The organism is Clostridium sp. CAG:265, from assembly GCF_000436575.1.
Taxonomy (GTDB): domain Bacteria; phylum Bacillota; class Clostridia; order Clostridiales; family Clostridiaceae; genus Clostridium; species Clostridium lentum.
In genome coordinates this window covers 11,753-36,981 of the sequence record NZ_FR886611.1, presented here as the reverse complement: position 1 = coordinate 36,981, position 25,229 = coordinate 11,753, and the positions used below count along the sequence as shown (strand labels likewise).

Annotated in this window: 29 protein-coding genes and 1 pseudogene; 3 read left to right on the top strand and 27 right to left on the bottom strand. The window is 30.0% G+C overall.

Going from position 1 to position 25,229, the window contains the following annotated elements:
* Positions 1-81: 81 nt before the first annotated feature.
* Together Q5O29_RS05760 and Q5O29_RS05755 are read left to right on the top strand one after the other, a co-directional pair.
* Positions 82-1,083 carry a hypothetical protein gene (locus tag Q5O29_RS05760; RefSeq protein WP_022212024.1) on the top strand — a complete coding sequence of 334 codons (1,002 nt, stop codon included), beginning with the start codon at positions 82-84 and terminating at the stop codon, positions 1,081-1,083.
* A gap of 64 nt (positions 1,084-1,147) precedes the next feature.
* A complete protein-coding gene (locus tag Q5O29_RS05755) occupies positions 1,148-1,738 on the top strand; it encodes a cell wall hydrolase (RefSeq protein ID WP_022212023.1) in 591 nt (196 codons plus the stop codon).
* 52 nt (positions 1,739-1,790) lie between these two features.
* Here the strand turns inward: Q5O29_RS05755 and iadA are convergent, their stop codons facing one another.
* The 7 genes from iadA to Q5O29_RS05720 form a co-directional block, all read right to left on the bottom strand.
* Positions 1,791-2,960 carry a beta-aspartyl-peptidase gene (gene iadA, locus Q5O29_RS05750; protein WP_302631825.1) on the bottom strand — a complete coding sequence of 390 codons (1,170 nt, stop codon included), beginning with the start codon at positions 2,958-2,960 and terminating at the stop codon, positions 1,791-1,793.
* Between the two features lie 15 nt (positions 2,961-2,975).
* Positions 2,976-4,097 carry a tetratricopeptide repeat protein gene (locus tag Q5O29_RS05745; protein ID WP_022212021.1) on the bottom strand — a complete coding sequence of 374 codons (1,122 nt, stop codon included), beginning with the start codon at positions 4,095-4,097 and terminating at the stop codon, positions 2,976-2,978.
* 43 nt (positions 4,098-4,140) lie between these two features.
* Positions 4,141-4,665 carry a chromate transporter gene (locus tag Q5O29_RS05740; protein WP_022212020.1) on the bottom strand — a complete coding sequence of 175 codons (525 nt, stop codon included), beginning with the start codon at positions 4,663-4,665 and terminating at the stop codon, positions 4,141-4,143.
* A 3-nt stretch (positions 4,666-4,668) separates the two neighbouring features.
* Complete coding sequence (locus tag Q5O29_RS05735; RefSeq protein WP_022212019.1) at positions 4,669-5,202, bottom strand: chromate transporter; 534 nt, start codon at positions 5,200-5,202, stop codon at positions 4,669-4,671.
* 368 nt (positions 5,203-5,570) lie between these two features.
* Entirely contained in the window at positions 5,571-7,190 is a 1,620-nt protein-coding gene (ptsP, locus tag Q5O29_RS05730) for a phosphoenolpyruvate--protein phosphotransferase (RefSeq protein ID WP_022212018.1), read from the bottom strand.
* A 228-nt stretch (positions 7,191-7,418) separates the two neighbouring features.
* Entirely contained in the window at positions 7,419-8,453 is a 1,035-nt protein-coding gene (locus tag Q5O29_RS05725; protein WP_022212017.1) for a ribonucleotide-diphosphate reductase subunit beta, read from the bottom strand.
* Positions 8,454-8,486: 33 nt separating this feature from the next.
* Positions 8,487-10,706, bottom strand: a complete 2,220-nt coding sequence (locus tag Q5O29_RS05720; protein ID WP_022212016.1) for a ribonucleoside-diphosphate reductase subunit alpha — start codon at positions 10,704-10,706, stop codon at positions 8,487-8,489.
* A 308-nt stretch (positions 10,707-11,014) separates the two neighbouring features.
* Here Q5O29_RS05720 and Q5O29_RS05715 point away from each other — a divergent pair, with 308 nt between their 5' ends.
* Positions 11,015-11,872: a YitT family protein gene (locus Q5O29_RS05715; protein ID WP_022212015.1), complete on the top strand. Its 858-nt coding sequence runs from the start codon at positions 11,015-11,017 to the stop codon at positions 11,870-11,872.
* Positions 11,873-11,886: 14 nt separating this feature from the next.
* On the opposite strand, the gene Q5O29_RS05710 is transcribed toward Q5O29_RS05715, so the two are convergent.
* The 20 genes and pseudogenes from Q5O29_RS05710 to Q5O29_RS05615 form a co-directional block, all read right to left on the bottom strand.
* Positions 11,887-12,459 carry a Fe-S-containing hydro-lyase gene (locus Q5O29_RS05710; protein ID WP_022212014.1) on the bottom strand — a complete coding sequence of 191 codons (573 nt, stop codon included), beginning with the start codon at positions 12,457-12,459 and terminating at the stop codon, positions 11,887-11,889.
* Positions 12,460-12,469: 10 nt separating this feature from the next.
* Complete coding sequence (locus tag Q5O29_RS05705; RefSeq protein ID WP_022212013.1) at positions 12,470-13,312, bottom strand: fumarate hydratase; 843 nt, start codon at positions 13,310-13,312, stop codon at positions 12,470-12,472.
* Positions 13,313-13,460: 148 nt separating this feature from the next.
* Positions 13,461-14,159: an N-acetylmuramoyl-L-alanine amidase CwlD gene (gene cwlD / locus Q5O29_RS05700; protein ID WP_022212012.1), complete on the bottom strand. Its 699-nt coding sequence runs from the start codon at positions 14,157-14,159 to the stop codon at positions 13,461-13,463.
* 105 nt (positions 14,160-14,264) lie between these two features.
* Positions 14,265-15,866, bottom strand: coding sequence for a Na/Pi cotransporter family protein (locus Q5O29_RS05695; RefSeq protein WP_370545597.1), 1,602 nt, complete (start codon positions 15,864-15,866; stop codon positions 14,265-14,267).
* 228 nt (positions 15,867-16,094) lie between these two features.
* Positions 16,095-16,487 (bottom strand): 30S ribosomal protein S9, encoded by a 393-nt coding sequence (rpsI, locus tag Q5O29_RS05690; protein ID WP_022212010.1) that lies wholly within the window; start codon positions 16,485-16,487, stop codon positions 16,095-16,097.
* A gap of 26 nt (positions 16,488-16,513) precedes the next feature.
* The gene (rplM, locus tag Q5O29_RS05685; RefSeq protein WP_022212009.1) at positions 16,514-16,948 is read right to left on the bottom strand and encodes a 50S ribosomal protein L13; all 435 of its coding nucleotides are present in this window, start codon (positions 16,946-16,948) and stop codon (positions 16,514-16,516) included.
* Between the two features lie 160 nt (positions 16,949-17,108).
* Complete coding sequence (gene truA / locus Q5O29_RS05680; RefSeq protein WP_022212008.1) at positions 17,109-17,843, bottom strand: tRNA pseudouridine(38-40) synthase TruA; 735 nt, start codon at positions 17,841-17,843, stop codon at positions 17,109-17,111.
* 35 nt (positions 17,844-17,878) lie between these two features.
* Positions 17,879-18,676 carry an energy-coupling factor transporter transmembrane protein EcfT gene (locus Q5O29_RS05675; protein WP_022212007.1) on the bottom strand — a complete coding sequence of 266 codons (798 nt, stop codon included), beginning with the start codon at positions 18,674-18,676 and terminating at the stop codon, positions 17,879-17,881.
* Between the two features lie 18 nt (positions 18,677-18,694).
* Positions 18,695-19,552, bottom strand: a complete 858-nt coding sequence (locus tag Q5O29_RS05670) for an energy-coupling factor transporter ATPase (protein ID WP_022212006.1) — start codon at positions 19,550-19,552, stop codon at positions 18,695-18,697.
* Entirely contained in the window at positions 19,537-20,370 is an 834-nt protein-coding gene (locus tag Q5O29_RS05665) for an energy-coupling factor transporter ATPase (RefSeq protein WP_302622849.1), read from the bottom strand. Before Q5O29_RS05665 ends, Q5O29_RS05670 begins: the two co-directional genes overlap by 16 nt.
* Before the next feature lie 190 nt (positions 20,371-20,560).
* Positions 20,561-20,902: a 50S ribosomal protein L17 gene (rplQ, locus tag Q5O29_RS05660; protein WP_022212004.1), complete on the bottom strand. Its 342-nt coding sequence runs from the start codon at positions 20,900-20,902 to the stop codon at positions 20,561-20,563.
* A gap of 12 nt (positions 20,903-20,914) precedes the next feature.
* Complete coding sequence (locus Q5O29_RS05655; protein WP_022166534.1) at positions 20,915-21,862, bottom strand: DNA-directed RNA polymerase subunit alpha; 948 nt, start codon at positions 21,860-21,862, stop codon at positions 20,915-20,917.
* Between the two features lie 98 nt (positions 21,863-21,960).
* A complete protein-coding gene (rpsD, locus tag Q5O29_RS05650; protein WP_022212003.1) occupies positions 21,961-22,581 on the bottom strand; it encodes a 30S ribosomal protein S4 in 621 nt (206 codons plus the stop codon).
* A gap of 32 nt (positions 22,582-22,613) precedes the next feature.
* Positions 22,614-23,006: a 30S ribosomal protein S11 gene (rpsK, locus tag Q5O29_RS05645; protein ID WP_022212002.1), complete on the bottom strand. Its 393-nt coding sequence runs from the start codon at positions 23,004-23,006 to the stop codon at positions 22,614-22,616.
* A gap of 15 nt (positions 23,007-23,021) precedes the next feature.
* On the bottom strand, positions 23,022-23,387 hold the full coding sequence (gene rpsM / locus Q5O29_RS05640; protein ID WP_022166532.1) for a 30S ribosomal protein S13: 366 nt from the start codon (positions 23,385-23,387) through the stop codon (positions 23,022-23,024).
* 210 nt (positions 23,388-23,597) lie between these two features.
* On the bottom strand, positions 23,598-23,711 hold the full coding sequence (gene rpmJ / locus Q5O29_RS05635; RefSeq protein WP_016205879.1) for a 50S ribosomal protein L36: 114 nt from the start codon (positions 23,709-23,711) through the stop codon (positions 23,598-23,600).
* Positions 23,712-23,750: 39 nt separating this feature from the next.
* Positions 23,751-23,969, bottom strand: a complete 219-nt coding sequence (infA, locus tag Q5O29_RS05630) for a translation initiation factor IF-1 (RefSeq protein ID WP_005212092.1) — start codon at positions 23,967-23,969, stop codon at positions 23,751-23,753.
* Between the two features lie 7 nt (positions 23,970-23,976).
* Positions 23,977-24,258 (bottom strand): KOW domain-containing RNA-binding protein, encoded by a 282-nt coding sequence (locus tag Q5O29_RS05625; protein WP_022212001.1) that lies wholly within the window; start codon positions 24,256-24,258, stop codon positions 23,977-23,979.
* Between the two features lie 81 nt (positions 24,259-24,339).
* Positions 24,340-25,089 (bottom strand): type I methionyl aminopeptidase, encoded by a 750-nt coding sequence (gene map, locus Q5O29_RS05620; RefSeq protein WP_022212000.1) that lies wholly within the window; start codon positions 25,087-25,089, stop codon positions 24,340-24,342.
* Positions 25,089-25,229: pseudogene (locus tag Q5O29_RS05615) on the bottom strand (adenylate kinase); the annotation flags it as partial. The gene map and the pseudogene Q5O29_RS05615, both read right to left, overlap by 1 nt.

Genomic DNA, 25,229 nt, shown 5'->3' with positions numbered 1-25,229 from the left:
TTTTTAACAATATATATAATATTTTTAAGTTTATCTTAATAAATTTATGTAAAGACAACTTTTCAAGGGATGTGATTTTTAATGAATATTAATAAAGAGTATTTAAAAAATAATTTTAACTTCATAATTTGTCTTATAGTATCTATTATTATTACCTCAACTTGCGTTATTCTTTTAAATATTAGCTCTAATATGAAAAGCACAACCACTTATAGTAATCTATCAAATTATGCTCTTATAGCTAATAATCTTAATTCAATTAACTCTTCACTTAATAATTGCACTGCCGACACTTCATTAAATATCGTGGCAGCTTCATCTTTATTAAAAAATGGCCTTGCCGATTTAGATAATTGTAAGACATCTTTGGCTAGTTTATCTTCTAATGACAATAGCCAAGTATCTAGCAATCTACTTAAAGCATTGGATGACACTTATAACTTATACACATACTGTCTTAACTATATTTCTACATATGAAGACTCTTCATTAGATGAACTAGCTGCTAATTTAGATGCCTTAAAAAATAACTGCATTGCTTCTTACTCTAAACTATCTGATGAAGGCATTTCACTTAATTATAGTAGTTCTTTACAAAACTTTTTATACGCATTTATTTCTCATTACTCCAAATTAAACCAAAGCAAGATTGAAAGTGAACTTAAACATTCACAAAATACAGAATTTATTACTAAGCTTTCAGCTATATCTAATAACTTTTTAGGACTTTTAGAAGACCTTAAGCCAGCAGTTGATCGTGTTCGCGAAGAAAATAGAAGCTTCGATGCTATTATTAATGATTTAAATGATAAAGAAAATTCTTTTAATTTTCTAAAGAAAGATTTAAATAGTGTTTCTATTCCAGAAGGCTATTTAAATTATTATAATAATTTAAATGATATTTTTTCTTTATATTCATCTTATTTAAATTCAATGCGTACTGCCATTATATATGAACGCTCCTCTTCTGATTATAAAAAAAATAAGACAGTTATTGATAAAAATTATGATAATGCATATAAAAAATATAATAATGTTTTAGAGAGCATCCAGCAATTTTTAAGCTTGTTAGAAAATTCTTAGTATTATTTTTCTCTTTCTGGTTACACTATATTCTGATTGGGTTGTAACCAAAAGGAGGTTTTTTATGAAATTGGTTAATTTTTTTATTTTTTTTATTTTAACCCTTTCTCTTTCAGCGAATATTAGCTGCAAAGGTTATGAACTAGCAGATAATATTAATTTATTAAATAATTTAAAGTATGATGAAAATGTTGAAAGCTTAAATTGCTCCAGTGAGAGCTGTATAGATTTATCTGATAATGATTATGTAGAAGTTTTTTCAGATAATAATAGTTCAATTTATTTAACAGAAGATGACATATATATTATGTCTCAAGTTGTATATGCTGAAAGTAAAGGCGAACCATTTGAAGGAAAGGTAGCCGTAGCATCTGTAATATTAAATCGTGTCTTAAGTCCACAATTTCCTGATACGGTTCAAGAAGTAATATTCCAACCCTATGCTTTTTCTTGCGTAGTAGATGGAAAGATTACCGTTGAACCATCATCAGAGTGTTTTGCAGCTGTTTATGATGCTATTAAAGGCTATGATCCAACTGGTGATGCGTTATTTTTTTATAACCCAGAAACAGCAACTTGTAGCTGGATGAGAAGTGTAGAAAAATCTGATACTACCTTAATAGGTCAGCATTTATTTTTCTCTTTAGCTTATTAAAAATAAGGAGCTATGTCTTATTAGATATAGCCCCTTATTTTTATATTAAACATTAAACGAATATGCTCTCTATAATAGCTTTTCCATTTTCAACAACAATATTTCCATTAGCTATTACAATATTTATTTCTAAATTTTCATCATCAACAATAACTAAATCCGCATCCTTTCCCATTTCTATAGTACCCTTATTTTCTAATTTTAATATCCTTGATACATTTGAAGTTATTACTTTAATAGCAGTTTCCATTTGAATATTATAATTCTTAACAGCCTCTTTAACTTCTCCATATAAACTTGTTACACTACATATCCCTAAACCTAATAACTTACCTTTATCAAAAACAGGCATACTTCCATTACCATCAGATGAAAATGTTATATTATCAATTTTAACACCTTTATTTAATAAGTATTCTAATGCTTCTGATGCTCTCATTTCCCCTGGTTCTAAATGCTTAGGGTCTGAACTTGTTGTTAAATCTATATATCCACCTTTTTTAGCATATCTTAAACCTTCATCTAACAAATCTTTATTTCTATTAAGGTGAGTTGGTAATATTTGCGTACTTGGTATTTCTGTTTCTTCTATCATTTTAACAATATATTCTAGACCCATTTTGCCATCACCTAAATGCACATTAATTACGCCTGCTTTTCCTGATAATAATCCAGCTACTCTTGTTTCTGCCACAACTCTAAGAAATTCATCATAAGTAGGCTGAGTACTTCTATGATCCGATAATGCTACTTCTCCTACACCTATTATTTTTTCAATTAACATTACATCTTTCTTTATACTATCTGTTACTGTCTTTATTGGTATATCATATGAACCTGTATAACAATATACTGTTATACCATCTTGCTCCAATGCATTTGCTTTTGCTAAAAGTGTTTCCATATTTCTACATACAGAATCAGTACCTAAACATCCTACTACTGAAGTTATTCCAGCTTCTATAAGTTCTTTTATATCTATTTCTTTAGTACGAGTTCTAAATCCGCCTTCACCACCTCCACCAATAATATGAACATGTGAATCTATAAATCCTGGTAAACATATCTTTCCAACACCATTTATTCTTTTAATTTCTATAAAATCTTCTGGTATTTTTAATTTATCGTATATCCCTTCTATCTTGTTTCCAACTAAGACTATTGTCTTAATACCCAAATATTTTGGGTTATAGACTTTAATATCTTCAATTACAGTAATTATTGTTATTCTCCTCCTTTATTTATATATTATTTGAGATATTTTGCTATTGTTATATATGGAATTACTAAATTTATTTTTTATATAATTTGCATATTCTTTACTTTTATTTAAATCTATGTTTTCATACGCTAAAGCTAATTTATAATATATCTCCTCTATATATGTTTCATCATATTTACCAATATATTCTTCATAATATTGTATAGCTTCATTAATTTGATTTTTTTCATAATAACATGATGCTAATAAAAATAATACGTGTTTACGATAATAAGTATCTACATCACTATTATATGCACTTTGTAACTTTTCTATTGATTCATCATATTTTTTTTCATCAAATAACCCTATTGATTCTTCATATGCTTTTTTAATTTCTTCTTCCGAATTAAGTTTATTAACTTGAGTATTTTTTTCTTCATTATTAACTTCTTCATTATTAACTTCTTCATTTATGATTTCTTTATTTATAATTTCTTCATTTGCTACTATATTTTCAGTATTATTTGATAAGCCTTCATCTTTTTTATTAATATTTAAAAATATAAATATAGCTATTACACCTAATAGTATCAATAATATTATTAAAGCTTTTTTCTTTATTGAATTTTTAAATTCATCTACTGGATCTTGTAAATATCCATTAATTTGATTTCTTATTTCAAGAGCTGTCCTTCCCTCTTTATTTATAATTAGTGAGGCTTCATTAAACTCCATTGCTTTTAAATAATTGCCTTTTCTTAAATAACATATGGATAAAGCATTATTAACATTTATGCTATTAAAATCACTCACCCTACACTTCTCTAATTTTTCTATGGCATTATCAATCTTCAACTCTTTGATATCATGTTCTGCTAAAGAGTATAATTTAATATTTTCTTCATCTTTTTTTGCATCTCTAATATAAATTTTTGATATTTCATCATTATTATAATCTTTATTTATTTTCCATACAGCAATTGCTCCCTTTAAATCTCCTTTTATATATAATAGCATTCCCTTTAAATTTAATAGTCTCACATCTTTTAAATTTAAAGATATACCCTTTTCACATTCTTCTAAAGCCTTTTCAATATAACCTTTATTATAATTATCCATAGACTTTTCATATATTTTGTTAAGTTTATTTCCCATTCATTGTCTCCATTATTTAAAATTTACTATTATAATATCGTTATTATACATAAAATACTAAACCAAGTATTGCAGCAATTACAATTACTAATATAGGATGCACTTTTTTTGACCACAATACTACTGCAATTATCACAGTAATAAAAATACTTTTCCAATCTTTATATGCATCTATAGCTAAATCCCAAAAAGCATATATTATCAATGCTATAAGTGCTGGTTTCATACCTAATAATGCAGCTTGAACCATTTTAAATTCTTTGAATTTATCTAATATCCTATTTATTATTACTACTAAAATAAATGAAGTAGTTATTACTCCTAATGTAGCAACTATACTGCCTATTACTCCACTTATTTTATATCCAACAAAAGTTGCAGAATTTATTGCCACAGGTCCTGGTGTCATTTGTGAAATACCAATTATATCAGTAAATTCTGTACTACTTATCCAATTATTTTTTTCTACTATTTCCTTTTGAATAAAAGGAAGCATTGCATATCCACCGCCAAAGCTAAAAGTACCTATCTTTAAAAAGGCTAAATATAATTTTACTAATAGTTTCATCTCCTATACCTTCCCTCTTAAAAATATCGCTCCATAAACTCCAGATACTATTATTACTACCACAGGGTTAATATGGAAAAATATCAATACAATTAATGAAATAAGTATAGTTATAAGGCTTCTTAAATTTTTAGGTATTCCTTTAGCTAAACTTATAGCTCCTACTAATACAAGCATTGGCACTGCTGCTGTTATGCCCATAAAAGCAGCATTAACATAGTAATTATTTCTAAATTGCATAAAAAAAGCAGCTATTAATATAATTATTATAAAAGATGGTAATATTACTGCAATTAAAGCTGATATAGCACCTAAAATTCCAGCTATCCTATATCCTAAAAAAATAGATGCATTAATTGCAATTGCCCCTGGAAGACTTTGTGCTACCACTAATACATCCATAAATTCATCTTTATTAAGCCATTTCTTATTATTAACCACCTCTTGTTCAATTAATGGAATCATTGCATATCCTCCACCAAAAGTAAATGCTCCTATTTTAAATATAGATAGAAAAATTTCAAAAATAATTTTCATAAAATCACCACCCATGTTTATTATACCTTAATACTACTGCTCAAATACTTATTAAATAAAATAAACTGTTTCTTATCAATTAGATAAAAACAGTCCATTTAATAATATTATTTAATTTTGCCTTCTATAATTAAATCTGAAAGACTTCTTTTAGGAACATGATTTGCATCATTTTTATCATGCCAGTATTTTACGTCTCCATCTTCTCATTATTTTTCTTTTCTTCTATTATAACTCATTGGACAGCTTACTATCTCCTTATTCCATTAACTTTTTCATATAAATACCACTGCCATTAACCTTTGAATACTTTTCAGATAAAAAATAAGAGGTAAAGTACTTAATACCTTTACCTCTTATTTTTTATATTATTCTTGTTCTAAGATTATCTTCTTAGCATTTAAGATTGAAGTAGCACTCATTGAGAACTCATCTAGTCCATATTCAACAAGTGTTGGGATAGCAGCTTCATCTCCTGCCATTTCTCCACACATTCCAACCCATTTACCGTGCTTATGAGCTCCATCAATAGTCATCTTTATTAATCTTAATACAGCTGGGTGCATTGGATTGTAAAGATATGAAACTTTTTCACTCATTCTATCAGCAGCTAATGTATATTGAATTAAGTCGTTTGTTCCTATTGAGAAGAAATCAACATGCTTAGCTAATTCATCAGCCATTACTGCAGCTGCAGGTATTTCAACCATTATACCCCATTGAATTGAATCTGAAGTAGCTACTCCTTCAGCATGTAATTCTGCTCTACACTCTTCTACGAATTCTTTAGCAGCTTGGAATTCTTCTAATCCTGAAATCATTGGGAACATAACTGCTAATTTACCATATACTGAAGCTCTAAGTAAAGCTCTTATTTGAACTTTGAATATGTCTTTTCTATCTAAACATAATCTTATAGCTCTATATCCTAAGAATGGGTTCATTTCTTCTGGTAATGGTAAGTAAGGTAATACCTTATCTCCACCGATATCTAATGTTCTTATAACAACTTGTTTTCCGTTAGCTTTTTCTAATACAGTCTTATATGCTGCGAATTGTTCTTCTTCAGTTGGAGCTGAATCTCTATCCATATATAAGAATTCTGTTCTGAATAAACCTACACCATCTCCACCATTAGCTAAAACTTGGTCTATATCTTCTGGCTTTCCTATGTTTCCACAAACCTCTACTCTTTTACCTGATTTAGTAACTGTTTTAACTTCGATAAGTTTCTTTAATTCTTCTTGTTCTGCTTTGAAAGCTTCTTGCTTAGCTCTATATTCTGCTACTACTTCTTCTGAAGGATTGATTATAGCAATACCTTCAATACCATCAACTATAACTAAGTCTCCATTTTTAACTGAAGTAGTTATATCTCCTAAACCAACTACTGCTGGTATTTCTAATGTTCTAGCCATGATAGCTGAGTGAGAAGTTCTTCCCCCAATGTTAGTTAAGAAACCAACAACTAATGATCTATCTAATTGAGCTGTATCTGATGGAGTTAAATCATGAGCAACTACAACTGTATTCTTTTCAGTTATAGCAAAATCACTTCCACCTTTTCCTGCTAAGTTAGAGATTATTCTCTTAGAAACGTCTTTAACATCAGCAGCTCTTTCTCTCATATATGCATCTTCCATTGATTCAAATATCATAACGAAAGTATCTGTTACCATTTGAACTGCTTTCATTGGATTTATACTTTCATTTTCTATAGTGTTTTCCATTTCTCCAGCAAATCCTGGATCATCTAATAATTCTAAGTGTGCTACGAAAACCTGAGCTTCGTGCTCACCTATTTCTTCTAAAGTTTTAGCTTTAATAGCTTCTAATTGAATTCTTGAATCTTCTAAAGCTTTGCTTAATTCTGCCTTAGCAGCAGCAACATCTGTTACTTTTTCATCTGTTATAACTATTTCTTCATGTTGTTGAATAAATACTTTACCTATTGCATATCCTTTTGAAGCAGCAATACCATTTTTCATTGCAATTTCCTCCCTGCATCATAACAATGTAATTGTTTAACATTGTAATTCCATAGTTAATTAAAATATTATGATTGTTTTTTAATTATAACATATATTCTTTAAATATTATCAAAATTTCTTTAATTTTTAATATTTTCTCAAAATACTTTATATTTTTTTAATAACTATCATATTTTATAACATTTTTTTGATAATATTTTCAAATTTATACTGTAAATGTTAATTTTATAAATCATCAATTAATACACTAGCTTTTGCATATGCTGTTGATTTTGCTTCAAAAAAGTCAGTTTTTACTGAATTTGCATCTGCTAAAATATCTACCCATTTAGCTGGATTTTCATCATAACCTTCAAAAATTACTTCAAATCCAATTTCTTTTAATCTTCTATTACCTAAATATTTTATATAACTTTCAATTAAATTACTATTTATTCCTTGAATTTTATCACCAATTACATATTTACCCCAATTAATTTCATTTTCAACACCTATTTTCATCATGCATCTTAATTCTTCTCTTAATTCTTCTGTAAATACTTCTGGCTCTTCCTTTATAAGCTCTCTAATTATGCTTCTAAATAACCAAAGGTGAGTGTTTTCATCTCTATTTATATATCTTATTTCCTGAGCTGAACCTGGCATCTTTCCATTTCTCTCTAAATTATAGAAGAACATAAATCCAGAATAGAAATATATACCTTCTAAAATGTAATTAGCCATTACTGTCTTTACTAAGTTTTCTATAGTAGGCTCTTCTAAAAAGTTATTATATTGAGCCCCTATAAATTTATTTCTTTCCAGCAATATTTCATCATCTTTCCATTGATATAATATCTCATTTCTCTTTTCTGGAGAACATATAGTGTCCAACATATAGCTATAGCTTTGAGAGTGTACAGCTTCTTGGAAAGCTTGGATTGTAAGACATAAGTTAATTTCACTGGCTGTAATATAATTATTTATATTTCCTAAATTAGCTGTCTGTATTGAATCTAAAAATATTAAAAATGATAGTATTTTATCGTATGCAACTTTCTCTGCTTCTTTTAAATTGTTATAATCTTTTAAATCTTGTGATAAATTAATTTCTTCTGGTATCCAGAAATTATTCATTGCCTGTCTATACCACTCTGAAACCCATCCATATTTCATATTATTAAAATCATTTAAATTAGTGGTATTACCATTAATCATTCTTTTTTTACTGACTTCCACATCTCCATTTTCATTAAATAAAGATCTCTTTTTTACATCCATATTAGTTACTCCCAAATGTTTTTATATTTTTTATTATGCTGAACAGCTCTCACACTCTTCTACTGTTAGTGATTTTGACCTTACATAGTATATTGATTTTACTCCACACTTACATGCATCTATGTATAGGTTCATTATTTGTCTCATTGTAAAATCTGTCGTTATATATAAGTTAAAAGATTGTCCTTGGTCTATATGTCTTTGACGTACACCATTAACTTTAACACTAAAGCTTTGATCTACATTATATGCTGAATTATAGAACCAGAAATTTTCCCAGCTTAAATTAGGTGCTGTCTTTGGCACTATGCTTCCTTTTTTCTCTTCTAACCAAAACCTTGCCATAACTGGATCTATACCTTCTGATGTACCTGCTATAGTAGCTGTTGAACCATTTGGTGCTACTGCTAATAAATATCCATTTCTTAACCCTGTTTTATTTACTTCTTGCTTTAATTCATTCCATCTATCACTAGAATAGCCTCTTAATTTGAAATAATCTCCATTTTGCCAATCTGATCCTTCAAAGCATTCATATGAACCTTTTTCTTTAGCTATCTTCATACTTGCTTTTACTGCATAATAATTAATATTTTCATATACTTTATCAGCAAATTCTAAATGTTTTTCTTCTGCCCAATGAATTTTATTATTAGCAAGCATATGATGATATCCACTGGTTCCAAGACCTATTGCTCTATATTTTTTATTAGTTATTTCAGCAAATGGAATTGCATAATAATTTAAGTCAATTACATTATCCATGGCTCTTATTTGTGTTTCAACAACATATTCAATTTCCTTTTCATCATTTACATCAACATTACCTAATACTATTGATGAAAGATTACATACAACAAAATCTCCTGCTTTTGTTTTTTCAATTACTATTTTATCGCCGTTCTTATCAAAAATTTCTTTTTGTTGTATTTCCATTGCACTCATATTTTGCATTATTTCTGTACAAAGATTAGAAGAATATATTATCCCTTTATGCTTATTTGGGTTCATCTTATTGACAGTGTCTCTATAAAATGCAAATGGTGTTCCTGTTTCTGCTGCACTTTTTATAATAAGCCTTACTATATCTTTTACACTCATAACACGTTTAGATATTCTATCATCATTAACACATTCATAGTACTTTTCTTCCCATTCTGCACCATAATAATCTTCTAGTGAATATCCCTTAGCAACTTTAATCTCATGAGGACACATCATATACCAATTTGCATCAATATCTTGTTCTGCTAAACGCCAAAATAAATCTGGATAACATAACCCTGGGAAAACATCATGTGCTTTCTTTCTATCATCTCCATTATTCGTTCTTATTTGAAGAAACTCAGGAATATCTTTATGCCATGCATCAAGCCATACTGCTACAGATCCATTTCTAACTCCCAGCTGGTCAACTGCTATTGCTGTATCATTAAATAATTTAACCCATGGAATTACTCCTCCAGCAGCTCCTTTAAAACCTCTTATACTTGACTCTAAAGCTCTAACCTTACCTATGTATATCCCCATACCTCCGCCAAATTTAGAAACATTAGCAAAGTTATCTAAAGATTTATATATTCCATTTAAACTATCATCAACAGTATCAATGAAACATGAGCTTAACTGATAAAATGGCTTTCTAGCATTTGACATAGTCGGTGTTGCCATTGTAGCTTTTAATGAACTTAAAACATCATAAAATCTCTTAGCCCATTCTATTTTCTTACCTTTTACTTCTGGAACTGCTAAGTGCATAGCTATTCCCATAAACATTTGCTGTGGTAATTCTAATGTCTTTTTATTATAATCATGTATTAAATATCTTTTAGTTAATAAATCAATACCACTATATGTAAATAAATAATCTCTTTCTGGCTTTATATATTTTTCTAATTCCTCTACCTCTTCTTGTGAATAATTTTCTAAAATATATTTTCCATATAAATTTCTTGTTGTCATTTCTTTAATAAAATCATAAAAATTGCTATATGGTTCTTGCTTTTTTAACCCTCTGTTATTATTTACTTCTTTATACAATTTATAAATATATATTTTTGAAGCTGCATATTGCCATTTTGGTTCACTTTCTGTTGTTAACTCTAAGGCACTTTGCATAATAGATGATAATATTTCTTCCTCAGTCATACCTGGTCTTATTATGTTATTACAACTCTCAACTAACTTTGCTTCATTATATACGCCATCTTTATCCTTTATATCTTCTATAGCAAATTTACACATTTTATTCATTTAGCCATTTCCTCTCTTCTACTATATATAGTATATTATATGTCTATATTTTCATTATTCCACACAACATATTGTCTTATTATAAACTCACATTTTTAATTTGTAAAAATAGTTTTTCTGTTGTTTTTCTATAAATTTTTTTAACATTTCTTTTATCCTCTTCTATTCTCTTTTAATCAATGATTTTTATTTATTAAGAATTAATATCTCTTATAAAAAAAATTTTTTTATTTCTATTGCATTTTTACTACTATATACTTTATTATGTTATATGAAATTTATATAAATAATTAATGAGGAAAAATTTTATGAAAATATTTTACAAAAACAAAATGCTTATTTTAGATATTGTACTTATAATTTTAGGAACATTTATTTCTGCACTAGGAATAAATCTATTTATTTCTAATGCTAAACTTCTTAGTGGTGGTGCCACTGGTATTGCTCTTATTTTTCAATATGCTTTGAATATTCCTTCTGGGCTTATTGTCTTCTTAATAAATATTCCATTATTCTTTGTAAGTTATAAATTTTTAACCAAACGTTTCACAATTTATACTGCCATAGGAATGCTGTCATTCTCTACAGCTCTTATATTAACTAAACCATTATCATCATTTGTAAATGTTGATGATATATTGCTTTATTGTATTTATGGTGGTGTAATAAATGGTATTGGTAGTGGACTAGTCTTTTCAAGAAATGGTTCCACTGGAGGTACTGATATTATTACCATGGTAATTCGAAAAAAATATCCTAGTTTTGAAATAGGTGCAGTAAATTTCTATTTCAACTTAATAATTGTTGCTATTGGTGCATTAATTTTTGGCTTACCTCAAGCACTTTATACATTGATATCAATGTATATTCAAGGATTTACTATTGATAAAGTAATTAATGGTTTTACTAGCAAAAAACTCTTCTTAGTATTAACTGATCGTGAAAAAGATATTATTGATTTTGTATTAAAAGATATGCATAGGGGAATAACTTCCTTAATGGCTGAAGGTGAATTTACTGGACATAAAAGAAAGCTTCTTTATGTAGCTGTAACCACTTCTCAAATGATTAGTTTAAGAAGAAAAATTTTAAATATAGATCCAAATGCCTTTATTACAATAGTTGATGTTTCAGAAGTAAAAGGTAATGGATTCCAATCAATATAGCAAAAAAACACAGCTTAACTGCTGTGTTTTTTTACTTGCTCATTTAAATATTTTTCTTTTCCTATTTCATAAAGATTATTTCCTTCACTATCTATAATTACTGTTAAAGGCATGTCTTTCACTTCAAGTTTTCTTATAGCTTCAGCTCCAAGGTCTTTATAAGCCACAATCTCTGAAGATATTATACACTTGCTAATAAGTGCTCCTGCACCACCTATAGCTCCAAAGTAAATAGATTTATTTTTCTTAATTCCTTCAATGACTTCTTCACTTCTTGCTCCCTTACCAATCATTCCTTTTAATCCTAAATCCAAAAGTATAGGTGCATATTTATCCATCCTATAACTAGTAGTTGGACCTGCTGAACCAATTATTTCTCCAGGTTTCTCTGGTGTAGGTCCTACGTAATATATCACTGAATCCTTAAGTTCTATGGGTAGCTTTTCTTTTTCCTCGATGAGCTTAACTAACCTTTCATGAGCTGCATCTCTTGCTGTGTAAATTATTCCACTTAATAATACATTATCTCCAGCTTTCAGATTTGCTGCTTGTTCTTCTGTTAAAGGAAGATATATTTTCTTTTCCATAAACTTTCCCCTATAAAATCCTTTCCTTATGCCTAGTAGCATGACAATTTATATTCACTGCCACTGGAAGTCCTGCAATATGAGTAGGATATGTTTCTATATTTAAAGCTAATGCCGTAGTCTTTCCACCAAATCCTTGAGGCCCAATACCTATTTTATTTACCTCTTCTAATAACTCTTTTTCTAAATTGCCATAAAACTCATCAACATTTTTTTCATTAACATATCTTAATAAAGCCTTTTTAGCAAGATATGCTACTTTATCAAAGTTGCCACCTATACCAATGCCTATTACTATAGGTGGACATGGATTGGGCCCAGCAATTCTTACTGTTTCAAGTACAAAGTTCTTTACACCCTCTAATCCATCAGATGGCTTCAACATGGCAATTCTGCTCATATTTTCTGAACCAAAACCTTTAGGTGATACCATTATTTTCACTTTATCTCCTGGTACAATATTGTAGTAAATCAGTGCCGGAGTATTATCATTGGTATTTACCCTATGTAATGGATCCTTAACCACTGATTTTCTTAAAAATCCTTCTTCATATCCCTGTCTTACTCCTTCATTAATTGCTTCTTCCAAATTTCCTCCTATTATATGAACATCTTGTCCAATATCAACAAATACACAAGCCATTCCTGTGTCTTGACATATTGGTATTTTTTCTCTAGCAGCTATATGACTATTTTCTATTATCTTGTTTAAGATATTATTTGCTATTGGCCATTTTTCATTTTTTTCTGCCTTTTCTATTGCTTCCTTTATATCATCAGGCAAATAATAATTAGCTTCTATGGATAATTCCTTAACTGTCTTTATTATCTCCTTTATATTTATAATTCTCATAAAAATCCCCCTTATATTTAAATTTTATTATATATATTCAATGAACAAGCTATTATTTTTTATTAAAAATTTATAATTGATAATGGATAATTGAGATTGAAAGTCCTTATGAACTTTCCCCAATTATCAATTATTAACCTTACTGATTTTAGCTTGCTTCACTCTTTTCATTTGTAGAACTGTCATTACTAAAGTATTCATCAATTCCTTTAACAATTCCATCTACTAACAATTGCTGATGTTCATCAGTTTTCAATCTACTTTCTTCATCACTATTAGATAAAAAACCACATTCTACTAATATAGATGCTCCTTCATATTTATCTCTTAAAATTAGATATGCTTCTCCTGCTGGTTTAGCTACTCTTTTATTACCATCATTCACTACTACTTTTATAGAATCTTGTACAATATTGGCTAGCTTTTCACTATCAGTATTAGATGCATACCATACTTGTGCACCAAAGCATTTTGCTTGAGGAAACATATTTTCATGGATAGAAATAAAAATATCACAATTAGTTTCAACTTTTAAAGATGCCCTCTTTTTTAAATCTTCTCTTTTCTTTTCCTTAATGCTTTTCCCATTTTCATATAAGCCCCTATCACACTCTCTAGTCATAAATACTTTGTAACCTTTATCTTCTAAACTTTCTCTAAGCTTTAAGGCTATGTCCAAATTAATATCTTTTTCCACAGTACCATTTTTAGATATTGCTCCCCCATCAATTCCTCCATGCCCTGGATCTATCAAGATTATCTTTTCATTTAATTCTTCTGCCTTTATTGGTATAGTACTTGAAAGAATTAAAAATACACCTATAAAAGCCAATATAAATTTTTTCATACTTATCCTCCATACCTTTTATTTCTCATTTTTATTATGTTTAAAACCACTTTTATTATTCCAACTAAAAAAAGACCAGAGGTATTTTTCCTCTAGTCTTTATAATTAATTATTTTCAATAACACTTTCAGCTATATTTGTTGAATGATCTCCAATTCTCTCTAAATTACTTAATATATCTAAGAATATAGCCCCTGTATATGCATTACATCTTCCATCATATAATCTTCTTATATGACGTTCTCTAAAGCTTTTTTGTTTTTTATCAATTTTAGCTTCAACATCAACTATGCTTTTTGCTTTATTAACATTTCTATTTTCATAACTTTCAATTGCTATATCTAAAGCTTCCAAAGTTGACGAATAAATACTATCTAGCTCTTCCATTGCATCCTTAGAATACTCTAATGATTTATTTATTTTTTGTAATGTTAAATCAGCTAAGTTTTCAGCATGATCCCCTATTCTTTCAATATCATTTACTATGTGGAATGTAGCCGCTACTATATTTTTTTCTTTATCTGATAATTCACATTTAGAAAGCTTAACTAAATATGTAGTTATTGATTCTTCTAATATATTTATAATTTTTTCATTTTCATAAACTTTTTGAACTAATGATTCATCATTCTTCTTAAATGCATCCATTGATAAAACTAAACCTTTTTTAGCTTTTGTGGCCATTCTAATAGTTTCTTTTATTACTTGTCCAGCTGCAATTACTGGTGTTTCTAATAATCTATCATCAATATACTTAGGTCCTTGTTTTTCATCTTCATCTTCACCTGGTATAATCCAAGTAACTACCTTAATCAATAAAGGTATTAGCGGAACCATAATTATTGTATTTGTAATATTAAATATTGTATGTGCATTAGCTATTTGTTTACTTACTACTGGTGACATATATGAAACTATGTCAGCTAATAATCCTGTAGCTAATAACGGTAAAAATATCACTGTACCTGTTACATTAAATATTAAATGCATCATAGCTGCTCTATGAGCAGTTTTATTTGTTCCAACTGTTGATAACATAGCTGTTATACATGTACCTATATTACATCCAAGTACTATTGGTAATGCTCCTGCTATTGAAATCGCTCCTGCATTGGCTAAAGCAACTAATATACCAGTTGTTGCTGATGAACTTTGTAATACGGCAGTAATTAATGCTCCGGCAATAACTCCTAAGTACCATTTATCTGAAATAGTTAATAATACCTTTTGGAACATTGCTGATTCCCTTAAAGGTTCCATCGATTCACTCATCATTCCCATACCGATGAATAAAATACCAAACCCTAAAATAATATTCCCAATTTCCTTTTTCTTTTTCATCTTTGCAAACATTACAATCATTGCACCACCAAAAACAAATAAAGGTGCTATATCTGTAAGTTTAAACGCTACTAATTGTGCTGTAATGGTTGTCCCTATATTGGCCCCCATAATTATTCCAGCTGCTTGTGCTAAATTCATTAAACCAGCATTAACAAAACCTACTACCATAACTGTTGTTGCACTACTACTTTGAATTACTGCTGTAACTATGGCACCAACAACTACAGCAATTATAGGATTTTTAGTAACTTTTTCTAGTATATTTTTTAACCCTTCTCCTGCTGCGTTTTCAAGACCATCTCCCATGATTTTCATACCATATATGAATAACCCAAGACCGCCTAATAAACTAATTATAACCATTATTGTATCCAAGTTAGACTCTCCTCTACTTTTTATTTCTATAATAAACGATTATTTTCTCAAGGCTAGTTTACTATATTTTTTAATATTTGTTAAGGAATTTGCTCTGTTTTTAACATGAATTTAATATTTCATATTTTGGGTAATAATATTTTAATTTTCTTTATATATTATTAAATACTAAAAAAAGAGAGGCTGAACCTCTCTTTTTTTTGCAAAAAGAATATACTATCTCTTAGAGAATTGTGGAGCTCTTCTTGCTTTCTTAAGACCGTATTTCTTTCTTTCTTTCATTCTTGGATCTCTTGTTACAAATCCAGCTTTCTTTAATTCTGATTTAAGACTTTCATCTGACTTAATTAAAGCTCTTGTGATTCCGTGTCTTATTGCTCCTGCTTGACCAGTGAATCCACCACCGTGTACATTTACTAAAACGTCAAATCTGTCTTTAGTTCCTGTTAATACTAATGGTTGGTTAACGATCATTCTTAAAGTTTCTAAACCAAAGAAGTTTTCTATTTCTCTGTTGTTTATAACTACTTTACCAGTTCCTGGTACTAGTCTTACTCTAGCAACTGATTTCTTTCTTCTACCAGTTCCCATATATTGAACTTTTGCCATAATTTATTCCTCCTCCCGATTGTATATTAGTACTTTAATTCAAGTACTTCTGGTTTTTGAGCTTCATGATTGTGCTCAGCACCTCTATATACTACTAAGTTTTTAAGTTGCTTTCTTCCTAAAACTCCTGATGGAAGCATTCTTCTAACAGCTTCTTCGAAAGCTAGTTCTGGCTTCTTAGCTAATACTTCTCTGTAAGGAACTTCTTTAAGTCCTCCAACGTATCCGCTGTATTTTCTCATGAATTTTTGATCTAACTTCTTACCAGTTAAAACAACTTTTTCTGCATTGATAACTATTACGTGATCTCCGCAATCAACATTTGGTGTAAATGTTGGTTTATGTTTTCCTCTTAATATTGAAGCAACTTGGCTAGCAACTCTTCCTAGTGGCTTACCAGCAGCGTCAACAACAAACCATTTCTTTTCAACTTCTTGTGCCTTAGCAATGTATGATTTCATGTTTTTCCCTCCCTGAACTTACATTATATCGCTTTGCTCTTTCGAGCTTTGCATTTATGTTAAGACCCAGGTCTAATTGGATCTTACGTACATAAATAATCTAACAAACAAAATAAATTATAATACACGCTTACGGGCGTGTCAACATTTTTTTTTATTTTTAATAATAAACTTCAATTAGCTTTAATCCTTTCGCAGGAACACAATCTCCAGCGGCTTTTCGATCTCTTCCTAATATAATTTTTTCAATATCATCTGGTGTAATTTTTCCTCTTCCAACGTTAATTAAAGTGCCTACTATTATTCTAACCATATTATATAAAAAACCATCACCAGAAACAGAAATCTTAATAAAATCTCCATCAATTTTAATATTTACATCATATATGGTTCTTACAGTTGTCTTAACAGAACTTCCTTCACTTCTAAAAGCTTTAAAATCATGAGTTCCCTTAAAGAAGTGACAAGCACTCTTCATTACTTCAATATCTAAAGAATATTTATAATGATATGAATATAACCTATTTAATGCTGTTGGCACTAAATTATTATATATGGTATATTCATATGTCTTTCCCTTCGCCAAATATCTTGGATGAAAATCTTCAGAAACTTCTTCAGAGCTAAGAATCACTATATCATCTGGCAATCTATAATTAATTGCTTCTCTAAACTTATGGGGTGGTACTGTACTCTCTGTCTTAAATGTTGCCACAAATCCTCTGGCATGTACTCCAGAATCAGTTCTGGAGCATCCAATTATCTCATTTTCTTCCTTAGTAAGACTCCTTACCGCCTCTTCAAGAGTTCCTTGTATAGTGACCTTATCATTTTGCTTCTGCCATCCATAATAATTAGTACCATCATACTCTATTATCAGTTTTATATTTTTCACTAAACTATCACCTTTTTTATTTTAATATTAAAAATTTATAATAAAATTCTTGTTGCTATAATACTAGCAAATACTACGGAAAATAATGCAAAAGCAATTACATCCTTAGAAGTGAATTTTAATACCTTCATTCTGGTTCTACCAACTCCACCTCTATAACATCTTGCTTCCATAGCCATAGCTAGCTCATCAGCTCTTTTAAAGGAACTAATAAATAAAGGAATCAATAATGGTATTAAGTTTTTAGCCTTCTGTAGAATGTTTCCTGTTTCAAAATCAGCTCCTCTAGCTTTTTGAGCTTTCATTATCTTATCAGTTTCATCCATCAATGTTGGTATAAATCTTAAGGCAATGGTCATCATCATTGCTAATTCATGGGCTATTTCTTTTCCTATAGGTCTTAGAAGCCTTTCTATCCCATCTGTAAGCTCTATTGGCGATGTAGTTAATGTTAATATAGACGTACCCATTATTAACAAAATTAATCTTATTGCCATAAATACAGCAGTTCTAAGTCCTAGCTCATATATTTTAATAAAACCAAAACTGAATAAGAGCTCTCCTCCCTTTACCATAAATAAGTTTAAGGCACCTGTTAAGGCAATTAATAGGAATACTGGTTTAAGACCTTTATATACAAATCTAAATGGTATCCTTGCTGTGCAGATAACTAATACTAAAAAAGCAACTACAAAAGAATATGCTGCAAATTTATCTACCACAAAAAGCGATATAATAAACAAAATAGATATTAATATCTTGGTTCTTGGGTCAAGCTTATGCACAAAAGATTCGCCAGGTATATATTGGCCTATGGTAATATCTTTTATCATACTAACTCTCTCTTTCCATTACTTATTTTTTAATAATATATTTAATAATTCACTTTTAGCTTTTTCCACAGTAAAAATATCTTCTGATACATTAAAGCCTTTTCTCTTTAACTCTCTCATTAAATACGTTACTTGAGGCACTGCTAAACCTATTCTTTCTAAAGTATCTATTTCCCTAAATACCTCTTTTGGTTTTCCTTTAAGCTCTATATGTCCATCATTCATTACAATGATCTTCTCTGCTAACTTTCCTACATCCTCCATACTATGGCTCACAAGAATTATTGTCATATTATATTTTTCATGCAGAAATTTTATCTGCTCTAATATATCATCTCTCCCTGCTGGATCCAAACCTGCTGTAGGTTCATCTAATATCAGCACATTGGGTTCCATAGCAATTACTCCTGCAATGGCTACTCTTCTCTTCTGCCCTCCACTAAGTTCAAACGGAGAAATATCTTTATACTCATCATAATCCAAACCTACCATTTCCATAGATTTTTTAACTCTTCTTAATATTTCATCTTCATTTAACCCTAAATTGGTTGGTCCATAAGCAATATCTTTAGCAATAGTTTCTTCGAAAAGCTGATATTCTGGATATTGAAATACTAACCCAACTTTTTTTCTAATATCAACTAGCTTAGTATCTTTATCAGTTATATCAGTTCCATCAACATAAATCTTTCCACTGGCTGGCTTTAAAAGCCCATTTAAATGTTGTATTAAGGTAGATTTTCCTGAACCAGTATGTCCGATTACTGCTAAAAACTCTCCATCTTCTATTTCTAAGCTTACATTATCTAAAGCCTTTTTTTCAAAAGGTGTCTTTGGCATATAAACATATGTTAAATTTTCTATTTTAATTGACATATTGCATTCACCATCTCATTCACATCTAATATTCTAGTATCTATATTAATTCCTACTTTTTGCAACTCATAGCTTAATTCTGTTACTTGAGGAACATCTAGCCCTATATTTTTCATCTTTTCTACATTAGAGAAAACATCTCGTGGCTTTCCATCTAAAATCAACTTTCCTTTATCCATCACAACTATTCTATCAGCCTTAGCTGCTTCATCCATATAATGAGTTATAAGTATTACTGTAATTCCATAATTTCTATTTAAATCAATAATAGTATCAAGTACTTCTTTTCTACCTGATGGATCAAGCATTGCTGTTGGCTCATCAAATATTATACATTTAGGTTGCATAGCTAAGATGCCTGCTATGGCTATTCTCTGCTTTTGTCCACCAGAAAGCAAATGTGGTGCATGCTTTTTATACTCTGACATTCCAACCCTCTCTAAAGCCTCATCAACTCTTTTTCTTATTTCTTCTGGTGGTACACCTAAGTTTTCTGGTCCAAAAGCAACATCTTCTTCTACTATAGTTGCTACTAATTGATTATCTGGATTTTGAAAAACCATTCCAGCTGTTTCCCTTATATTCCATAAGTTATTCATATCAGAAGTATCCATTTTATTTACTAACATTTTTCCATCGGTAGGAATCAACAATGCATTCATATGTTTTGCCATAGTAGATTTTCCCGAACCATTATGTCCTAATATAGCAATAAATTCACCCTCTGTTATTTGAAGATTTACATCATTTATGGCAATCTTTTCTTCCTGGTTTTCACTAGCTGTATATTTAAAAACTAAATTTCTACATTCAATCATTGTATTCAAGCATTTTCCTCCCTTTTAATCATTAAATATCATATAAAAACCTATAGTGCTTTTATTTTCTTTATAAGCTAACTTATTAAATTTAAGTATACATTATTTTCTATAATATTATAAGCTTTTACATAATATTTATAAAAAAAAAGAGGGATTAAGCTTAACACTTAATCCCCCCTAAAAGAAATTATACTAATTCAAGTATAACAACTTCTGCTCCGTCCCCTCTTCTAGGGCCTTTTTTAATTATTCTAGTGTATCCACCATTTCTTTCAGCATACTTTGGTGCGATTTCTTCGAATAATGTCTTAACAACTTCTTCTTCTAAAACATAAGATAAAACTTGTCTTCTAGCGTGAAGATCTCCTCTTTTTGCAAGAGTGATCATTTTTTCAGCTATACTTCTAGTTTCTTTAGCTCTAGTTTCAGTAGTTTCTATTCTTCCGTGCTTTAAAAAGCTTGTTACTAAGCTTCTTAACATAGCTCTTCTTTGGTCTGTAGCAAGACCTAACTTACGATAACCTGCCATGGATCTTCCTCCTTACTCGTCGCTTAATTTTAAGCTTAAACCTAATTCTTTAAGCTTTCTTTCAACTTCTTCTAAGGATTTCTTTCCTAGATTTCTTACCTTCATCATGTCATCCATTGATTTACCAGCAAGCTCTTGAACTGTATTAATACCAGCTCTCTTTAAACAGTTATATGATCTAACTGAAAGATCTAGCTCTTCAACAGTCATTTCTAGTACTTTTTCCTTTTTATCTTCTTCTTTTTCTATCATTATTTCAACATCATTAGTCGCAACGCCTAAAGACATGAATAACTTGAAGTGTTCTATTAAAATTTTAGCAGATAAGCTTATAGCTTCATCTATTTTAATAGTACCATTAGTCCAGATTTCTAAAGTTAACTTATCATAGTCAGTAATTTGACCAACTCTAGTATTCTCTACTGTGAAATTAACTCTTTTAACTGGAGTATATATTGAATCAACAGCTATAGCTGAAAGTGGTAATGATTCACTCTTATTTTTATTTTGAGTAACATATCCTCTTCCTCTGTTTACTGTTAACTCCATATATAGTTTTCCGTTATCATCTAAAGTCGCTATATGTAGGTCTTTATTAATAACTTCAACATCTCCGTCTGTCTTAATGTCAGCTCCTGTTACTACACCTGGACCTTGAGCATCTATATAGATAGTCTTTGGTCCTTCACCTTCCATTGTTAACGCTAATGATTTGATGTTAAGAATTAATTCTGTAACATCTTCTTTAACGCCTTGTACAGTTGAGAATTCATGAAGTACTGTATCGATTTTAACAGATGTAGTTGCTACACCTGGAAGTGATGAAAGTAATATTCTTCTCATAGCATTTCCAAGTGTAATTCCATATCCTCTTTCAAGTGGTTCAACTACATACTTACCATAAGTACCATCTTCATTTGATTCAATGCACTCTATTATTGGCTTTTCGATTTCTAACATTTAAAAACCCTCCTTATATTAAAATGGCAATCTAATTATGAGGGCAACTGATTCTAAAATTGCACTTAAGACTAGATCTTATTTTACAAAGTTAGATTTTATTTGCTGTATAACTCAACGATTAGAGTTTCATTAATTGGTACATCAATGTCTTCTCTAGCTGGTTCAGCAACAACTTTACCTTCATAGTTTTCAACGTTAGCTTCTAACCATTTTGGTAATGTTTTTGGGTTTTCAACAAATGTCTTGAACTTTTCAGTTCCTCTGCTCTTTTCACAAACAGATATAACATCGTTAACTGATACCTTGAATGATGGAATATCAACTTTTTTACCATTTACTAAGAAATGACCGTGTGTTACTAATTGTCTAGCTTCGTTTCTTGAAGCACCGTATCCTAATCTGTAAACAACGTTATCTAATCTCATTTCTAATAATTTAAGTAAGTTTTCACCGCTGATACCTTTCATGTGTTCAGCTTTTTCATAGTATGCTCTAAATTGTCTCTCTAAAACACCATATATTCTTCTTGCTTTTTGCTTTTCTCTTAATTGAACTCCGTAGTTAGACATCTTTTTCTTAGCTGCTCCATGTTGTCCTGGTGCATAGCTTCTTCTAACGAAAGCACATTTATCAGTAAAGCATCTATCTCCCTTAAGGAATAGCTTTTGACCTTCTCTTCTACATAATCTACATGTAGCTCCAGTATATCTTGCCATTCGTTACACCTCCTGTTGAACTTATATATAAACTAAACTCTTCTTCTTTTTGGTGGTCTACATCCGTTGTGTGGAATTGGAGTAACATCTTTTATTAAAGTTACTTCTAATCCAGCAGCTTGTAAAGATCTTATAGCTGCTTCTCTTCCAGCACCTGGTCCCTTAACGTATACTTCTATACTCTTTAGACCGTGTTCCATAGCCGCTTTAGCTGCAGTTTCTGCTGCCATTTGTGATGCGAATGGAGTACTCTTTCTTGATCCTCTGAAACCTAAAGCTCCAGCACTTGACCATGATAAAGCATTTCCTGCTGCATCAGTTAAAGTAACTATTGAGTTATTGAAAGTTGATTTGATGTGTGCAGCACCATGTTCAACATTCTTTCTTTCTTTTCTTCTTCTAGTCTTTTTAACTTTTTGAGCCATTGAAATCCCTCCTCACTATTTCTTCTTGTTTGCGATTGTCTTCTTAGGACCTTTTCTAGTTCTAGCATTAGTCTTAGTCTTTTGTCCTCTAACTGGAAGACCTTTTCTATGTCTTATTCCTCTGTAACATCCGATTTCAACTAATCTCTTTATGTTTAAAGCAACTTCTCTTCTTAAGTCACCTTCAACTGTAATATTCTTAACGAAGTTTCTGATTGCATTAACTTCTTCTTCAGTAAGATCTTTAACTCTAGTGTCTGGGTTTACTCCAGTTTCAGCTAAAATCTTTTGAGAAGTAGATAATCCTATACCGTATATATATGTTAGACCTATCTCAACTCTTTTTTCTCTTGGTAGGTCAACTCCTGAAATTCTTGCCATTGATTTACACCTCCTGATAAGTTGGAATGCAATTATTTATTAAATAATTTATAATGAATTTTAGGTTAATAGATAACTAATTGCAATTACTATTGCAGCCGCACCTAAAATTATCGACTTAAATATTGCCTATATAATAATATTGAAATTTGTAATAAAAGTCAATATATTAATATTTGTAAAAATATATTTGCCTAATACTTAATTATATTAGCCTTGTTTTTGCTTGTGCTTAGGATTTTCACAGATAACCATTACTTTTCCTTTTCTTCTTATAATCTTGCACTTTTCGCAAATAGGCTTAACTGATGGTCTTACTTTCATCGCTAACCCTCCTTGTGTAATTTATGGTGACTTCACACCTTATTTTGCTCTCCAAGTAATTCTTCCTCTTGTTAGGTCATATGGAGAAAGCTCTATTGTTACTTTATCTCCCGGAAGAATTCTTATGAAGTTCATTCTTAATTTTCCTGATATGTGAGCTAGTATTTTATGACCACTTTCTAACTCAACTTGAAACATTGCATTAGGTAAAGCTTCTAAAACTACACCTTGCATTTCTATTACATCATCTTTTGACATAAGGTAATCAACCCTCCTTAACAATGCCTTTAAGCTTTAAAAATCTCTTAATCTTTAAATCAGTGCCTTTATCTTTAGCTGCTAGAGCAGTTTTAATATGATCTTCAGCATCTTCTAAAACATCAAAATGTTTTATCTTCTTTTTTTTCGGCATCTGAATTGTCTTTGTTTTTCCATTGCTCAATAGGTAATAATTATCATCTATATTATCTACTATGACATACATTTGATTTTTATCCCTACCTGAATTTGAAATAACAAGTTTTCCAATTAAGTCATTGTTTTGCAAACTTTTCACCTCGATGATTACCTTAGCCATAAATTTACAAGACACCATATGGTTTCATGCGAATTTATAACTAAGCAACACTTATTTAACTAGTGTTAGTATCTCTGGTCCATCTGGTAAAATTATGACTGTATTTTCATAATGTGCTGATAGACTTTTATCACTGGTGATAACTGTCCAATCATCACCTAATGTTTTAACTCTATGACTTCCTACGTTAACCATAGGTTCAATAGCTAGAGCCATACCAGTCACTAATTTTGGACCTCGGCCTGGTCTTCCGAAGTTTGGAACCTCTGGATCTTCATGAAGATCTTTTCCAATTCCATGCCCAACGAAATCTCTTACAACAGAGAACCCTGAAGCCTCAATATATTTTTGTATTTCATTTGAAATATCAGTTAGATTATTTCCTACTTTTGCAGCTTCTAAACCTTTGAAAAAACTTTCTTTAGTTACTTCAATAAGCTTTTGTGCTTCTTCTGAAATATTTCCAACAGCGAAGGTTCTTGCAGCATCTCCGTGATAGCCATCAATAATAGCTCCACAATCTACACTAACAATATCTCCTTCTTTTAATACATACCTTCCTGGTATTCCATGAACTACTTGCTCATTAACAGATATGCATAGTGATGCAGGAAATCCATAGAGCCCTTTAAATGAAGGTTTTGCCCCATGCTTAGTTATAAATTCTTCTGCTATCCTATCTAATTCGGCAGTAGTTATGCCTGGCTTTATGTTTTTCTCAACCACTAGAAGCGTTTCCGCTACTATTTTACCAGCTTTCCTCATTAGGTCGATTTCTTTATCATTTTTAATAATGATCATTAATCAACTCTCCCGAATAATTCACAAATATCATTAAATACTTCGTTAATAGCTTTTGTTCCATCTACCGTAGAAAGTAGATTTTTTTCTTTGTAAAAATCAATCAGTGGTTGTGTTTGTCTTTCATATACGTCTAGTCT

Bases quoted from the DNA above. Each gene is read 5' to 3' on its own strand.
- rpsM (WP_022166532.1), bottom strand. From the start codon at position 23,387: ATGGCAAGAATTTCAGGAGTTGACCTACCAAGAGAAAAAAGAGTTGAG.
- Q5O29_RS05675 (WP_022212007.1), bottom strand. From the start codon at position 18,676: ATGATAAAAGATATTACCATAGGCCAATATATACCTGGCGAATCTTTT.
- Q5O29_RS05725 (WP_022212017.1), bottom strand. From the start codon at position 8,453: ATGGATGTAAAAAAGAGATCTTTATTTAATGAAAATGGAGATGTGGAA.
- infA (WP_005212092.1), bottom strand. From the start codon at position 23,969: ATGTCAAAAGATGATGTAATAGAAATGCAAGGTGTAGTTTTAGAAGCT.
- Q5O29_RS05665 (WP_302622849.1), bottom strand. From the start codon at position 20,370: ATGATTGAATGTAGAAATTTAGTTTTTAAATATACAGCTAGTGAAAAC.
- Q5O29_RS05705 (WP_022212013.1), bottom strand. From the start codon at position 13,312: ATGAGAATTATAAATATAAAGGAGATAATAAAGACAGTTAAGGAATTA.
- rplQ (WP_022212004.1), bottom strand. From the start codon at position 20,902: ATGGCAGGTTATCGTAAGTTAGGTCTTGCTACAGACCAAAGAAGAGCT.
- rpsD (WP_022212003.1), bottom strand. From the start codon at position 22,581: ATGGCAAGATATACTGGAGCTACATGTAGATTATGTAGAAGAGAAGGT.
- Q5O29_RS05655 (WP_022166534.1), bottom strand. From the start codon at position 21,862: ATGTTAGAAATCGAAAAGCCAATAATAGAGTGCATTGAATCAAATGAA.
- rplM (WP_022212009.1), bottom strand. From the start codon at position 16,948: ATGAAATCATACATTGCTAAGGCACAAGAAGTTGAAAAGAAATGGTTT.
- Q5O29_RS05745 (WP_022212021.1), bottom strand. From the start codon at position 4,097: ATGGGAAATAAACTTAACAAAATATATGAAAAGTCTATGGATAATTAT.
- Q5O29_RS05715 (WP_022212015.1), top strand. From the start codon at position 11,015: ATGAAAATATTTTACAAAAACAAAATGCTTATTTTAGATATTGTACTT.
- cwlD (WP_022212012.1), bottom strand. From the start codon at position 14,159: ATGAAAAAATTTATATTGGCTTTTATAGGTGTATTTTTAATTCTTTCA.
- map (WP_022212000.1), bottom strand. From the start codon at position 25,089: ATGATCATTATTAAAAATGATAAAGAAATCGACCTAATGAGGAAAGCT.
- rpsK (WP_022212002.1), bottom strand. From the start codon at position 23,006: ATGGCTCAAAAAGTTAAAAAGACTAGAAGAAGAAAAGAAAGAAAGAAT.
- ptsP (WP_022212018.1), bottom strand. From the start codon at position 7,190: ATGAAAAATGGTATTGCTGCTTCAAAAGGATATGCAATAGGTAAAGTA.
- Q5O29_RS05695 (WP_370545597.1), bottom strand. From the start codon at position 15,866: ATGGTTATAATTAGTTTATTAGGCGGTCTTGGGTTATTCATATATGGT.
- Q5O29_RS05740 (WP_022212020.1), bottom strand. From the start codon at position 4,665: ATGAAACTATTAGTAAAATTATATTTAGCCTTTTTAAAGATAGGTACT.
- Q5O29_RS05735 (WP_022212019.1), bottom strand. From the start codon at position 5,202: ATGAAAATTATTTTTGAAATTTTTCTATCTATATTTAAAATAGGAGCA.
- Q5O29_RS05670 (WP_022212006.1), bottom strand. From the start codon at position 19,552: ATGTCAATTAAAATAGAAAATTTAACATATGTTTATATGCCAAAGACA.
- Q5O29_RS05755 (WP_022212023.1), top strand. From the start codon at position 1,148: ATGAAATTGGTTAATTTTTTTATTTTTTTTATTTTAACCCTTTCTCTT.
- rpsI (WP_022212010.1), bottom strand. From the start codon at position 16,487: ATGGCAAAAGTTCAATATATGGGAACTGGTAGAAGAAAGAAATCAGTT.
- Q5O29_RS05760 (WP_022212024.1), top strand. From the start codon at position 82: ATGAATATTAATAAAGAGTATTTAAAAAATAATTTTAACTTCATAATT.
- rpmJ (WP_016205879.1), bottom strand. From the start codon at position 23,711: ATGAAAGTAAGACCATCAGTTAAGCCTATTTGCGAAAAGTGCAAGATT.
- Q5O29_RS05710 (WP_022212014.1), bottom strand. From the start codon at position 12,459: ATGGAAAAGAAAATATATCTTCCTTTAACAGAAGAACAAGCAGCAAAT.
- Q5O29_RS05720 (WP_022212016.1), bottom strand. From the start codon at position 10,706: ATGAATAAAATGTGTAAATTTGCTATAGAAGATATAAAGGATAAAGAT.